At 68.5% G+C, this 13,560-nt stretch carries 9 protein-coding genes; 5 read left to right on the top strand and 4 right to left on the bottom strand.

The features are described 5' to 3' along the window. Nucleotides 1–85: 85 nt before the first annotated feature. Together gltE and KRR26_RS18745 are read right to left on the bottom strand one after the other, a co-directional pair. On the bottom strand, nucleotides 86–1,564 hold the full coding sequence (gltE, locus tag KRR26_RS18750; protein ID WP_120208617.1) for an adventurous gliding motility TPR repeat lipoprotein GltE: 1,479 nt from the start codon (nucleotides 1,562–1,564) through the stop codon (nucleotides 86–88). Further along, complete coding sequence (locus tag KRR26_RS18745) at nucleotides 1,564–5,175, bottom strand: tetratricopeptide repeat protein (protein ID WP_236068753.1); 3,612 nt, start codon at nucleotides 5,173–5,175, stop codon at nucleotides 1,564–1,566. The genes gltE and KRR26_RS18745 overlap by 1 nt, the downstream gene beginning before the upstream one ends. A 282-nt stretch (nucleotides 5,176–5,457) precedes the next feature. Here KRR26_RS18745 and KRR26_RS18740 point away from each other — a divergent pair, with 282 nt between their 5' ends. From KRR26_RS18740 to cutA, 3 genes are read left to right on the top strand one after another with little or no spacing between them, the layout of a single operon-like run. Continuing rightward, entirely contained in the window at nucleotides 5,458–6,114 is a 657-nt protein-coding gene (locus tag KRR26_RS18740) for a hypothetical protein (protein WP_217080448.1), read from the top strand. A 58-nt stretch (nucleotides 6,115–6,172) separates the two neighbouring features. Next, the gene (locus KRR26_RS18735; RefSeq protein ID WP_120208613.1) at nucleotides 6,173–7,135 is read left to right on the top strand and encodes an ATP-binding protein; all 963 of its coding nucleotides are present in this window, start codon (nucleotides 6,173–6,175) and stop codon (nucleotides 7,133–7,135) included. 17 nt (nucleotides 7,136–7,152) lie between these two features. Further along, a complete protein-coding gene (gene cutA, locus KRR26_RS18730; protein WP_120208667.1) occupies nucleotides 7,153–7,476 on the top strand; it encodes a divalent-cation tolerance protein CutA in 324 nt (107 codons plus the stop codon). A 7-nt stretch (nucleotides 7,477–7,483) separates the two neighbouring features. Here cutA and KRR26_RS18725 read toward each other — a convergent pair whose 3' ends face one another. Continuing rightward, nucleotides 7,484–9,253 carry an ATP-binding protein gene (locus tag KRR26_RS18725; protein ID WP_217080447.1) on the bottom strand — a complete coding sequence of 590 codons (1,770 nt, stop codon included), beginning with the start codon at nucleotides 9,251–9,253 and terminating at the stop codon, nucleotides 7,484–7,486. Between the two features lie 332 nt (nucleotides 9,254–9,585). Between KRR26_RS18725 and KRR26_RS18720 the strand changes: the two genes are divergently transcribed. After that, nucleotides 9,586–10,005: a hypothetical protein gene (locus KRR26_RS18720; protein WP_147423019.1), complete on the top strand. Its 420-nt coding sequence runs from the start codon at nucleotides 9,586–9,588 to the stop codon at nucleotides 10,003–10,005. Between the two features lie 23 nt (nucleotides 10,006–10,028). Here KRR26_RS18720 and KRR26_RS18715 read toward each other — a convergent pair whose 3' ends face one another. Then, on the bottom strand, nucleotides 10,029–12,719 hold the full coding sequence (locus KRR26_RS18715) for an ATP-dependent Clp protease ATP-binding subunit (RefSeq protein ID WP_199723861.1): 2,691 nt from the start codon (nucleotides 12,717–12,719) through the stop codon (nucleotides 10,029–10,031). A 257-nt stretch (nucleotides 12,720–12,976) separates the two neighbouring features. Between KRR26_RS18715 and KRR26_RS18710 the strand changes: the two genes are divergently transcribed. Next, nucleotides 12,977–13,372, top strand: coding sequence for a hypothetical protein (locus tag KRR26_RS18710; RefSeq protein ID WP_147423018.1), 396 nt, complete (start codon nucleotides 12,977–12,979; stop codon nucleotides 13,370–13,372). Nucleotides 13,373–13,560: the final 188 nt, after the last annotated feature.

Below are 13,560 nucleotides of genomic sequence, written 5' to 3'. Positions count from 1 at the left end.
GTCCCCTGGCTGGCAGGGACGCTCAAGGTTCGCATCATCCCGCGCGCCCACGCCACAGCGAAGGTACGCGCGGGCGCTTCCGTTTTCACAGCAGGTCGTCGGACGGCTCCTCGGAATCCGCCGCTCCTGCATTCTTCTTCTCCGGCGTGGCCTTCGCGGGGGTGGGCGCCGGTGCGGTCGCGGGCGTGGCCACCGCGGGCGCCGGGGTGTTCGTCCCCGTGGCCGGCGTGGCCTGAGTGGACGGTCCGGGCGAGCTGACGGGCGTCGCGGCCCCACCCGGCGTGGGCGCGGGGGCCGGCTTCTGCTTGGCCTCCTCGGCCTTGAGCGCGGCCTGCTGCTGCGCCTGGAGCGCCTCCATCTGCTTGGCCTGATCCTCGGAGGCCTTCGCCTCGCGCTTGGCCTGGACGATGCTCTCCGCCTCGCGCAGCAGCGCGAACACGGGCGCCTCGCCCGAGAGCGCCACGTCACCGCCGGCCATGGCCACGTACTTCTTGTACAGCTCCACGGCGCGCTCGGGCGCGTCCTTCACACGGTGCAGGATGACGGCGCGGTTGAGGTAGATGGCCGCGAGGTTCGGGTCCAGCTTCTCCGCCTCGTCGTACTCCTGCATGGCCTTGTCGAACTGGCCCTGCCCCTTGAGCGCGATGCCCAGGTCGAGGTGCGCGGCGGCGTTCTTCCCGTCCGCCTGCAGGACGCGCCGCAGGTGCTCCTCGGCGCCCGGGTAGTCCTCGGACTCCAGGGCGAGCTGCGCGAGCATGACGTGCGAGGGCACGTAGTCCGCGCGGGACTCCAGGGCGCGCTTGAACTGGAGCTGCGCGCCCTCCTTGTCCCCTTCCTTCTGGAGGATGAGGCCCACGGCGTGCTGCATCTCGGGATCCGACGAGTCGATCTTCACGCCGCGCAGCGCGACCAGCTTGGCCATCGCGAGCTGCTTGCGATCCAGGAAGCTGCGGATCATCACCTTCAGCGCGGTGGTGGACTGCGGGTCGCGCATGAGGGCGGCGCGCGCCAGCGACATGGCTTTGTCGTGGTCACCCGTCTGCCGGTAGATCTCCGCGAGCCGGGCGCGCGAGCTGGCGTCATCCGGATAGCGCTGAAGAACGTCCTGGTAGAGCGCGACGGCGCCGGCCACGTCACCGGAGTTCTGGCTGAGGATGGCCAGGTTCTCCGAGGCCTGACGCAGCGACGGCTTCGTGGTGAGCGCGGCCTTGTAGTGCGCGCGGGCCTCGTCGTTCTTGCCCTGCCGCTCGGCCACCACGCCCAGGTTGTACTCGGCCTCGGCGAGGTTGGCGTCCGCCTCCAGGGCCGCCTTGAACTTGCGCTCCAGCGATGGGTAGTCGAACGCCTTGGCCTTCTTCTGCGCGTCGAAGGACTTCACCGCGTCCTCGAACAGCAGCTTGGCGCGGTTGGAGATGGTGGGCGCCTCCTCGGGGCCAGTCTTCGTGACCGCGGTGGGCTTGGTGGGGCCCGTGGGGGCCGCCGCCTTCGTCGTGGAACAGCCCGAGGCCACGAGCGCCGTGGCCGCCAGCAGGAGGACGGGACGCAAGAGATGGGTACGATTCATTAGAGGAAGTCCTCCGGCTCCTGATCATCCGCCGGCTTCTTGGTCGCGGTGCCGTCCTGCGGACCCGCCGCCGGCTTCGCGCCGACCTGCGACTCCGTCTGCTGACGCAGCTGGTTGGTGAGCGCGGAGAGGTCCTCGCGCAGCTCCTCGCTCTTGGCCTGCTTCTCGGCGGCGGCGGCCGGCGCGGGCGGCGGCACGTCCTGCACCGCGACCAGCAGATCGCCTCCGATGATGAGCTCGCGGTTCTTCAGCGCGACCTTCTCCTCCGGCATCTCCGGATAGCGATCCGGCGCATAGGTCGTGCGCAGCAGCTTGAGGCTCTGGGCCGCGCAGTCGTTGTAGACGGCCAACTCGCGGCTCTTGGCGACCGCGCCCGCGAAGGCCTCCGTGGCCTTGTCCTTCAGCGGCTGGGCCTGGTTGGCGAACTCGTCGCGCAGTGCCTGCTGCCCCTCGTCATCCAGTCCGCGCGGCATGGGCGCGTTGATGACCCGGTCCGCCATGTGGTCGTACGCCAGACCAATGCGCTGCAGCGCGCAGATGGCGGGCTCGGGCGCGCCCATGGCCACCGTCTGCACGTACTTCTTCTGCACCACTTCCAGCGCGCGGCTCTTGTCCACCACGGACGCCTTGAAGCGATCCGGCGAGGGAGGCGCACCCCAGTAGAGCTTCAGGCGCTTGTACTCGTTCCAGTCCGGCTCGATGGCCAGCAGGTTGGCCTGCGCGGCGGCGGCCAGGGCCGGCTTCTCCAGCGTCGTCTGCACGCGCTTCGGGAGCTGGTCGTAGTAGTCGGAGATGCGCTTGTACATGCGCGAGGTGTCGCGCGGCTTGTGCATCTTGTTCTCGAAGATGTCGACGATCCTCCCCTCGGCCATCAGCATCTTGCTGGCCGAGCGCGCGTTGTCGCGCTCGTAGTCCTCGAGCATCTTCAGCGACTTCGAGTACGCCCCCTGCTTCGTGTACAGGTCGATGATGGACAGGAGCACCTGCTCGTAGTCCTTCGACTTGGGCCACAGCTCCAGGTAGTGCTCGCGGTTCTTGAGCGCGGCCTTCAGCTGACCGAGTCCCTCGCGGTAGGTCGCCGCGTTGAAGAGCGCCACCTGCGCCTTGGTCTCGTCCCACTTCTGCACCACGGCGGGCTTGCCGGACTCGGCGGGAGCAGGCGCCGCGCCGCGCTTGCCACCGCGCGCCGCGTGCTTGCCACGGGCCTTGGCGGCCACCACGCCGCCGCCCTTCTCGTTCAGGCTGCGCTCGTAGCCGCGCACGTAGAGTTCGAAGGTACCGGCCGCGTCCTCGAAGTCACCGATGGCCTCCAGCGCCTCGGCGTTCGCGTAGATGGAGTCCGGAACGTACTTCGAGCGCGGATACTCGGCGAACAGGCGCTTGCGCACCTCAATGGCCTTATCCAGGCTCTTCGCCTTGTAGTAGTCGACGGACGCGTTGTAGAGCGCCAGGTCGGCGATCTCCGTCTGCGGGAAGTCGTGCACGAAGTTCAGGTATGCCTCGGCCGCCTTGGAGAACTCCTTCTTCTCCTCCAACTGGCTGACGAGCTTGAACGACGACTGCTCGATGAGCTTGGCCAGGTCATCGCGGAACTTGCCCGTGGCGAGCTTGTCGTTGGCGTAGAAGCGGCGCGCCCACTCGTTCACCTTCGCGAAGTCCTGGAGCAGGTTGTACGAGTCGAGGATGAGGTTCGCGGCGATCTCCGCGGCGCGCTCCCCGTTCTCGAACTTGTAGTCCGGGTAGCCGAGGGCGATCTCGCTGAAGCGCAGCACCGCCTCGTCGAAGTGGTTGTGGCGGTAGTAGATGTTCGCCGCCTTGAAGGCGATCTCCACCCGCTTGTCACCCTTGGGCACGTACTTGAGGTAGCGCTCGCACGCGTCCAGCAGCGACTTCTTCAGCGTGGGGATGGCGATCTTCTTCGTGATGTCCGAGCCGGCCGCCTCGCTCTTGCCCTCGCCGCGCGCCTCGGCCGCCTTCACGACCTCGTCGTAGGCGAGCACCGCGTTGTAGGAAGCGTTGGGAAGCCACTTGCCCGGCTTGCCCGGCTTGGGCTTGCCCTTGTCATCCTTGGCCTCGAGCACCTTGGCGTCCTGCAGGACGACGAGCGTGTAGTTGGCGGCGGCCTTCTCGTAGTTCTGGAGGTTGTCGTTGAGCAACTCCGCCCAGAAGAAGCGCAGGTCATAGGCCTTGGGGTTCTCGGGGAAGAGCGTGAGGTAGTCGCTGTAGACCGCGTCCGCGAACTTGAACGTCTCCTCGTTGTGCGTCTTCTTGCCCTCGTTGTGCCACGTGACGGCGAGGTTCGAGAGCGTGCGCTCGGACATCTCCTTCGCCTCGGCGAGCGCCTTCTTGTCCTTGTCGTCCTTGATGACGCCCGAGGACTCGACGTCCTTCATGATCTTCACGAGCCGGCGCACCTGGGCCACGGTGCGCTCCTTGTTGCCCATGCGCAGGATGCAGTCGACGATCTTGCCCTGGAAGCCCGGCGCCTCGGGCGACAGCGGCTTCTCTTTGATAAGGGCGTTGAACGTGATGGCCGCTTCGCGGTCCTTGCCGTCCCCGTAGTAGAGGTTCGCCAGCGTCTTCATCATGGCGAAGCGGTCTTCGGGATTCGTCGCGACCTTGCTGAAGTCCTCGCGCGCCTGCGTCACGTCACCCTCGCGGGCGAACGCGCGGACGTAGTCGCTGCGGGCTTCACGCACGAGCGAGTTCTTGCTGCCCTTCTTGCCGGGGTCCTTCTCCACCGCGTTGGCACCGGCCAGTTCGCCGAAGAGGACGACCGTCTTGTACTTGTCCTTGGCTGCCGCGTAGTCCCCGAGGTTGAAGTAGCACCACCCCTGCTTGTAGAGCGCGAAGGCGTAGACTTGGCTCTCCGGGAACTCCGCCGCCTTCTTGTAGGCGGCGAGCGCCTTCTCCAGCTCCGGGCGCTTCCCCTTGGAGTTGTTGAAGTAGTACTCGCCGAAGGCGAAGTACGCGTCCGGGATGTACTTGGACTGGGGCCACTTCTCGATGAGGCGCTTGAAGGCCACCAGCGCCTTGCGGTCCTGGCCGTCCTCCATGAGGTACTGACCGAGGAAGAAGAGCACCTCGTCCGTGCGCTCGAACTTCGGGTACTCCTGGACGATCTTCGTGTACTGCTCGACGGCGTGCTTGCCGTACTCCTTCTGGCGCGCCTGGAGCTCGGCCTTCTCCGCCTTGGCCCGCTGCTGACCGGCGGCGTCATTGCGGTTCATCGCGCCGATGAGGTCGTCGTCCTTGCGGTTGGCCTCGAAGAAGTAGAACTTCGACTCCTCCCAGTACAGCTCGCCCAGGCGGAACAGGAGGCTGGGCGCCTCTTTCTGATCCGCGGACAGGGAGATGATCTTCTTCAGCGACTCGATCTGCTCACGGCGCTTGGACGCGACCTGAAACTCCACGCCCAGCCGGAACTGATCGTACTGAAGCTGGGGAGCCGCTTCGGTGTCGTCCTTCTTGCGCGTGATGTCGCCAGCGAGGGACTTGTCGATGTTGGTGGTGGACTTCTTGCCGAGGTCTGCGTCGCGAGGCGCTTTCTTCTCCTGGGCGGCGGCCACCGAGGCCAGGAGCACGAGGCAGACGAGGAGCGAACGGCGCATGGTCTTCCTAGGGCGGGGGGACCGGCGTTCCCGGATCGTTACCGTGTCGGCAAGTGTCCGGGAATCTTCGGGAATTTCCATTCGGAGGGGCCCACTATGCGCGGTTTCCGCGCGGCGGGTCAACCCAGACTGGCGGACGGGCGCTTCGAGGGAGAACGAGCCGAAAATCTTCCACAAGTGCTGTGAAAAAGACGGCGCGGCGGTTGCCTTGTCGGACCCACCGGGTAATGGGATGCGACCGGCCGGCTGACCGGCTGCCTTGCCTGGAGTCGTGCGCGGATCATGAGTCTCCTCCCCGAGAGCGCCAGTTTCGAAGAGCTGGTGCAGGACTACTTCCTCGCCGTGCGCGGCGCCGGCTTGATGTTGTCCGCGCTGGACACCGAGCTGTTGACGTCCTGGGCCCGGGAAGAAGTTCCCTTCGAGGTGGTCGCGCGGGGCATCGCGCGCTCGGCGGAGAAGGCGATGTGGGACGCGCGCCCGGGTGAGCCGGTGTTGCGCTCCCTGCGCTCCTGCAAGCGGACGGTGGACGCGGAGATCAAGAAGTATCGCTCCCTGTCGGCGGGAGTGGGCACGGAGGAGGCGCCCACCGCCACGCGGCGCAAGAGCCGCACCTGGGAGGAGACGCGCCACGCCCGGCTGTGCACGGCGCTGGAGGACGTGGCGAGGCGGGACGCGTCCTTGGCCCCGCGCGTGCGGTGGCTGCGGCAGACGGTGTTGGCAGAGGTTCCGCAAGAGCCTGCCCGGCTGGATGCCCAGGAAGCGCTGTCCCTCCTGATGATGCTGCGCGCCATGCCCCGAGCGGAGCGGGTGGGTGCGTGGCGTGAGGCCCAGGCGGGCATGGAGGCCCAGCAGGCGATGACGTCGCGGGCCCGGCGGCTGTCGCGGCGCTTCCGCGTGCTCGCGGTGGTGCGGCGCCGGCTGGGGCTCCAGGAGTCCTGAAGCGGAGGCGTGCGCTGAACACCCGAGCAGAGAGCTGACGGGCCCGGGAGGCGGTGTTATGGCGATGGGCGAGATGGCTGCGAAGGCGAATGTCGGCGAAGGCTGTGACGTGTGCGCGGGCCGCACCTACGTCATCGAGCGGCGCGGGGACCTGGCGGGCGCGAAGGTCTGCGCGTGCTCGGAGCGCTGCACCGTGTGCGGAGGCAAGGGGCACGTGCTCGTGGAGCGCGAAGCCACCTTCAGCCAGAAGGTGGGCTCGCGGCGCTACGAAGTGCTGGAGCCGTGCGTCTGCACGCATCGTCGCAAGCGGGTGGCGCTGTTCAACGACGTGGGCATGCCGGGCGTGGTGGCCCACGCGAGCTTCGACAACTACCGGGCCTTCAACGAGGCGCAGGATCGCGGGCGCGGCGTGGCGATGCACTTCGCCCACCAGTACGTGAAGGGCAATCCGTCCAAGGGCTTCGTGCTGAGCGGGCCGGTGGGCACGGGCAAGACGCACCTGCTGGCGTCAACGCTGGCGCACCTCGTCCTCGAGTTGGGCGTGCGCACGCGCTACGTGGAGATCTCCCTGCTGTACGCCACCATCCGGCGCGGCTTCCAGGAGGGCAAGAGCGGCGGAGAGATCATCGGGCCGCTGTCCGAGGTCGAGGTCCTCGCCATCGACGAGCTGGGCAAGGGGCGCGGCAGTCCCTTCGAGATGGAGACGCTCGATGAGCTCATCGCCCGCCGGTACAACGCGCGCCGCACCACGCTGTTCGCGACGAACTACTCGCTGGAGCCCGAGCGCAAGAGCGCGCGGCAGGCGCCCACGGGCTACCGCAGCACCGAGGACGCGCGCGCGGCGGTGAAGGAGACGGAGCTCTTGCGTGAGCGCGTGGGAGAGCGCATCTACAGCCGGCTCTGCGAAATGTGCACCTTCGTGGAGCTGCCCAAGGACACGCCGGATCGCCGGCGCACGCGGCAGGAGATGGACACGCATCCGTCCCTCGGCGCGGGCGCGCCTCGCGGCCCCGGTCGCTGAGCGCCATGGCCGCCCCCGTGACGGACGCCATCCTCGTGCTCGCCACCGCGCCGACGCAGGAGAAGGCCGCGGAGCTGGCGCGCACCCTCGTGGACGAGCAGTGGGCCGCGTGCTGCAACCTCCTCCCGGGCCTGCGCTCCATCTACCGATGGGAGGGACAGGTTCAAGACGAGTCGGAGGTCCTCCTCGTCATCAAGAGCCGCGCGGGCCTGTTTGAGGGGCTGCGCGCGCGCCTCGTGGCGCTGCATCCGTATCAGGTCCCCGAGGTGCTCCGCGTGGACATCGCCGCTGGGCACGCGCCCTATCTCGAGTGGCTCCTCGCCAGCACGCGCCGGGGTTGAGGTCTCCTCAGCTGGCCTGCTCTGACTGCACCCCCGACTCCAGCCCCGGTCGCTCATAGTCACGTCGCGCGGGCAGCGGCTCGCGCTCGGCGAAGCCCCTCGCCTCGACGGTGGCGCGCGAGGGCTGGGCGAAGGTCCGCAAGCGCACGCGGAACGTGGTGCCCCGTGAGACCTCGCTGTCCACGGACAGCTCGCCTCCGTGCGCCGCGATGATGCCCTGACAGACGGCGAGCCCCAGGCCGGTGCCCGTGCCCACCGGGCGCGTGGTGAAGAACGGATCGAAGATGCGGTCCAGGTGCTCGGCGGCGATGCCACAGCCCGTGTCGCTCACCTCCACGCGCACCCAGCCCTCCTCCTCGCGCGCGCTCAGGCGGATGGTGTTCCACTCCACGCGCCCCGGCTCGATGGCGTGCGCCGCGTTGAGCAGCAGGTTGAGCAGCACCTGGCACAGCCGCCCGCCATTGCCGAGCACCGCGGGCACGCTGTCCACCTCCAGCACCAACCCGGCCCTCGGGCGGATGAGGTGCATGGCCATCTTCACCGCGCTGCGCGCCACCGCCCCCAGGTCCACCGGCCCGGTGTCCAGGCTGTCCGGCCGCGCCAGGTTCTGCAGCTCCTTGACGATGACCCGCACGCGCTCGGCGCCCTCCCCGGCCTCGGCCAACGCCGCTTGCAGCTCCAGCCGCTGGCGCGCGGACAGGCCACCGTCCACCTTGTCGAGCTGCCCCGCGACGAATTGGAGGTTGGCAATGATGAAGGCCAACGGGTTGTTGATTTCATGCCCCACCCCCGCCGCGAGCTGCCCCACGGACGCCAGCCGGTCCGCGAAGAGCAGCCGCGACTGCGTGGCCTGGAGCTGCTGAAGGCTCTCGGTCAGCTTCGCGTTGGCGCGCTCCAGTTCGGTGGTCCGCTCGCGCACGGTCTGCTCCAGGCGCGCGTTGTCGCTGCGAATCTCCCGGCCCACCGCCTCCGCCTCCAAGCGCACGCGCTGCTGTCGCTCCGCCAAGGTGTCCCGCAGCTCTCGCGCCATGCAATTGAAGGCCCGGGCGAGCGCGCCGCACTCGTCGCGTGAGCCCTCGGGGAGCAGGCAGTCGAAGTCACCGTGGCCAATGCGCTCCGCGCCCTCCACGATGGCGCGAAAGGAGCGCTGCAAGGGCACCACGATGGCCAGCGCCAGCCCACCCACGAGCAACAGCGCCGCGAGCGGAATCAGGCCCCCCATCCATCGGGCGCGGTCGAACGCGAGCGTGCTCTCCTGGAGCAACTCCGCCGTCTCTTGCTGCTCGGCTTCCCAGGCCTGGAGGATCTCCGGCTCGGGTTCGCGCGCGAAGACATGCAGGGCCGCGTGCAGACGCCACGCGAGGTCCTCCGTCCCGGTGGCGTGAAGCCCCGCCTCCGTGTCACGCAACCACCGGCGGTAGCCCTCCGCGAGCAGGCGGAAGCGCTCGAGTTCCGCGTCCGGCGAGTCCTCCGCCGCACGGGCCTCGTCGCGCGCGAGCTGCGCCAGTCGCACGAAGTCTCCGTCCGCGTGTCGCAGCGCCTCTTCGCGCACCACCACCGTGTCTTGCTTCGCGATGGCCGTGTCCGCCAGCCCGTGCAGATAGTGTGTGGCATTGGCGCGAAGGCCCAGCAAGAGCTCCGCCTGTCGCTGCGCCGCGAGCGCGCGATCCCTCGTGCGACGGCCCTGATGGGCGCCCAGCCACACCAAGGCGCTCATCCCCATGACAAGGCCAATCGCCGTCACCGCGAACAACAGCACCTTGGTCCGCACCGTCATGCTCAGCCCTCCCGCTGGACGCCCCCAAGGCTCCAGCGCCCCCTTCCCCATCAGGCCGCGAAACATGCGCAGCACAGCATCTCGGCCTCACGACAACAACGCCCTCCCCTCGGACCAAACACCGCAAACCACGATAACTGCCAGCACGGCTCACCCTGTCCTCAAGACAACCCTCGGAAATACCGGCAGACAACACACGCAGACACCGAGTGAACATGAATTACCTATTCACCATGGGTGACAGAGTTCATTGCGTTACGGAGGCAACGACTTGCGTGGCGAGGTGCGGGTCGCCTTAGGATTGAGTGCCTTTGCACAAGGGGGGAAACATCGTGTCGACAGCAGCCAAGACGCAGTGGTCCTTCGGGGAGAGTCACGGGCGTTTCGAGTCGCCTGATCTGCTCCTGGTGACGTTCCGCGGGACGCTCGATGTAGAAGGTGCGAAGCAGGTGGTGGAGATGTACCGGGAGGCCGCGAGTCGAGGTCCGGTGTTCGTGCTGGTGGACCTGACGGGTTCGGGGGTGGAGCCGGCGGCGCGCACGCATCTGGCACAGAACGTCTCGCCGGATTGGTTCCACGCGATGGTGGGCTACGGGGCCGGGTTCGCGCAGAAGGCCGTGCTCAAGTCGCTCGTCATCGGCGCTTCGTTGTTCGGCAAGGCGGCCATGGAGCTGGAGTTCGTGACCACTGAAGCCGAAGGACGCGCGGCCATCGAACGGCGCCGAGGGCGGCTGCGCGCGAAGGTGGCCTGAGCCCTCGCGCGCGGAGAGACACCTCACACGGGCGGCGGAGCCGCGGGCTCGGAGGTCGATTCCTGCTCCGGCGCGCCGCCCTCGGTGCGGAAGGTGAAGTGGCCGTCCTGGAAGTCCACCCGGACGCGCTGCCCTTCCCGCAGCGAGCCGCGCAGCAGCATGCGGCTGAGCTCTGTTTCGATGTCACGTTGGATGACCCGGCGCAGGGGCCGCGCGCCGTAACGAGGCTCGAAGCCGCGCTCGGCCAGCGCGTCTCGCGCGGCGTCTGACAACTCCAGCGTCACGTTCTGCCCGTGCAGCTTGCGCCGGGTGGAGACGAGCAGCGTGTCGACAATCTTGCGGAGCTGCTGCGCATCCAGCGGGCGGAAGACGATGATCTCGTCGATGCGGTTGATGAACTCGGGGCGGAAGTGGCCGCGCAGCGCGTTCATCACGGCTTCGCCCGCGCGGGCGTCCGCGGTCCGCGCCCCCTCCGCCGTGCGCTGGAAGCCGAGCGACCCGCGCGTATTGCCCAGCATGTCCGAGCCCAGGTTGGAGGTCATGAGGATGACGGTGTTCTTGAAGTCCACCGTGCGGCCCCGCGAGTCGGTGAGCCGCCCGTCATCCAGCAACTGGAGCAACAGGTTGAACACATCCGGGTGGGCCTTCTCCACCTCATCGAAGAGGAGCACCGAGTAGGGCCTGCGCCGCACGGCCTCGGTCAAGCGTCCGGCCTCTTCGTAGCCGACATAGCCCGGAGGAGCGCCGATGAGCCGGCTCACGGTGTGGCGCTCCTGGAACTCGGACATGTCCAGGCGGACCATCGCGTTCTGGTCGTTGAAGAGGTAGTCCGCCAGCGCGCGCGCCGTCTCCGTCTTGCCCACGCCGGTGGGGCCGAGGAACAAGAAGCTGCCGATGGGGCGGTTGGGGTCCTTGAGCCCCGCGCGCGCGCGGCGCACCGCCTCGGAGATGGCGCGCAGCGCGTCCTCTTGTCCCACCACGCGCTGCTTGAGCGACTCCTCCATCTCCAACAGTCGCTGTCCCTCTTCGAGTTGGAGCTTGCGCGCGGGGATGCCCGTCCACTCGCTGACCACCGTGGCGATGTCCTCGGGGTTCACCGTGGGCTCGGTGACGCCCTTCTTCTGCTGCCACTGGGTGCGCAGGCCCTCCAATTCGGCGCGCAAGGACTCCAGCTCTCCCTTCAGGCGGCTGGCTTCGTCGTAGCGCTCGCCCGCGACCGCCGCGCCCTTCTCCTTGTCCTTTCGCGCGAGTTCCTCCTCCAGCGCGCCCAGGCGATCGGGAGACGTGCGTGCGCCCAAGCGCACCATGGCGCACGCCTCATCGAGCAGGTCGATGGCCTTGTCCGGCAGGAAGCGGTCATTGACGTACTTGTCCGACAGCTCCACCGACGCGGTCAGCGCGGGGTCGAGAATCTTCACGCGGTGGTGGGCCTCGTAGGTGTCGCGCAGGCCGCGGAGGATTTCGATGGCCTGCTCCGGCGTGGGCTCGGACACCATCACCGGCTGGAAGCGACGTTCGAGCGCGGCGTCCTTCTCGATGTGCTTGCGGTACTCATCCAGCGTGGTGGCCCCCAGGCATTGCAGCTCACCGCGCGCGAGCGCGGGCTTGAGCATGTTGGACGCGTCCATGGAGCCTTCCGCGCCACCCGCGCCCACCACCGTGTGGACCTCGTCGATGAAGAGGATGATGCGCCCCTTGAGGTTGCGGACCTCGTCCATCAGGCCCTTGAAGCGCTCCTCGAACTCGCCACGAAAGCGCGTGCCCCCGAGCACACTCCCCAGGTCCAACGCGAGCACGCGCTTGTCCTTGAGCACGTCCGGGACGTCGCCGGCGATGATGCGCTGGGCGAGCCCCTCGGCGATGGCGGTCTTTCCCACGCCGGGCTCGCCGATGAGGACCGGGTTGTTCTTCGTCTTGCGGCTCAGGATGCGGATGACCCGGTCGATCTCCTTCTCGCGCCCGATGACGGGATCCACCTCTCCCGCCTGCGCCATGGCGGTGAGGTCTCGCGTGAAGCGGGTGAGGTTGGGCGGCAGTCCCGCGCCACGTCGATTGCCACCCATGCCCGTGCCCGTGCCCGGAGTGCCCGCGGGCGCTCCCGTGGCGAGCCGCTGGCGCAGCTCATCCGCGTTGATGCCCGAGAGGAACTGAGACGCGAAGCTCTCTCCCTCCTGGAGGATGGCCAACAGCAGGTGCTCGGGGCCGATGAAGGTGTGCCCCATCTGGATGGCCTGGAAGCGGGAGATTTGCAGCACGCGCTTGACGCCCGAGGACAGTCCCACGCCCTTGGCGCGCCTCGGCTCGCGGCGAGGCATGACACCCTCGAGCTGGGATTCGTAGGAGTCCACGGGCGCCCCCATGGACTTGAGCAACTCACGCAGCTCTGGGACGTTGCGCAGGATGGAGAGCAGGAGGTGCTCGCTGCGCATGCGTTCGTAACCCCACTCCAGCGTGAGGCGCGCGGCGTTCTCCAGGACCTGCTGAGCCATCTCGGAGAGTTGGGCCAGCAGGCTCTCGCGCCCTCTGGGACGCGGCCCCATCATCTGCTCGACGAGGCTCTCCAGGCCGCCGAACCCGTTGGGTCCGAGCGAGCCGGAGTTCATGCCCATGGCGCTCGCGCAGTGGTTGCAGAGGTTGAGCGTGGCCTCCCGACCTCCCGCGCGCTGCTTGAGGATGACCACGGCCGGCCGGGACCTGCAGTTCTCGCAAAGCATCGTCGACACTCCTCCGCGCACCGCCTCGCGCGGAATGTGGGGACGCGCCGGGGAACGGACCATGGCCAAGGGGTCCCGGGACATCGTCCGCCCTTCCACCCCGGCAGGGGGTCGCCAGCTCGCTCCGCCGCGCGCGCTGGCGCCGCACGTCCTGAACACCCGGCTCGTTCCCCAAGCAGGGGGGAGCGTCCGGGCACACGTTGCACCGGCCCCGGGCGCGACGGACCCTGCCTCACAGCAGGCAGCGGAGGGGTGGCATGGGCGGGTGGGTGCGAAGAGGGGTGGTCATCTCCATGGCCACGATGGTGGCGGCGTGTGCCTCGGCGCGAGCGAAGCCAACGCGCGACGAGGACAGCGAGCGAGTCGATGCGATCCTCGGGTTGGATCGCGAGCCGGAGGATCCCCCCGAGCCGGGGCCCCTGGCCGAAGGGACGGACGAGCCCCCCGCCGCCCCACCGCTTCAGTCCGCGAAGGAAGCGCTCACCGCGACGCCGACCTCGGGGACATCTGCTTCCGTGGCGACGGGGGCCTGCACGCGCCCGCCACATGGCGCGCTCTTGCCCGCGCCCGTGCCCAAGGCGTGCCTGCTTCGTCCCGGGACGGCGAAGCTCTTCTTGCCCCCGCCGCCCCCAAAGCCCGAGCACCCGCTGTAGGCGCTCGAAATCATCGCGTGCGGGCCGGGCCTCGGAGGCTCGCTCGACGTGCGAACCTCCAGCCGCCGCGCCACACACTCCCCCTGCACGAGCGCGCTGTCGTCTTCCTCTGCGCGTGATAGGGATTCGTCCGCGAGATGCCTGCACCGAGGGGCTTGGCGCCCCGGCCGCTCGGTAGACAGCACTCG

Origin of the sequence: Citreicoccus inhibens (assembly GCF_019039035.1) — a bacterium.
GTDB classification, from domain to species: domain Bacteria; phylum Myxococcota; class Myxococcia; order Myxococcales; family Myxococcaceae; genus Citreicoccus; species Citreicoccus inhibens.
Note: the sequence above shows the minus strand (reverse complement) of the source record. Positions and strands in the feature narration are given on the sequence as shown.

Excerpts from the sequence above, each read along its gene's own strand:
- KRR26_RS18715 (WP_199723861.1), bottom strand. The coding sequence starts at position 12,719 with ATGCTTTGCGAGAACTGCAGGTCCCGGCCGGCCGTGGTCATCCTCAAG.
- KRR26_RS18710 (WP_147423018.1), top strand. The coding sequence starts at position 12,977 with ATGGGCGGGTGGGTGCGAAGAGGGGTGGTCATCTCCATGGCCACGATG.
- gltE (WP_120208617.1), bottom strand. The coding sequence starts at position 1,564 with ATGAATCGTACCCATCTCTTGCGTCCCGTCCTCCTGCTGGCGGCCACG.
- KRR26_RS18735 (WP_120208613.1), top strand. The coding sequence starts at position 6,173 with ATGGCGATGGGCGAGATGGCTGCGAAGGCGAATGTCGGCGAAGGCTGT.
- KRR26_RS18725 (WP_217080447.1), bottom strand. The coding sequence starts at position 9,253 with ATGACGGTGCGGACCAAGGTGCTGTTGTTCGCGGTGACGGCGATTGGC.
- KRR26_RS18740 (WP_217080448.1), top strand. The coding sequence starts at position 5,458 with ATGAGTCTCCTCCCCGAGAGCGCCAGTTTCGAAGAGCTGGTGCAGGAC.
- KRR26_RS18745 (WP_236068753.1), bottom strand. The coding sequence starts at position 5,175 with ATGCGCCGTTCGCTCCTCGTCTGCCTCGTGCTCCTGGCCTCGGTGGCC.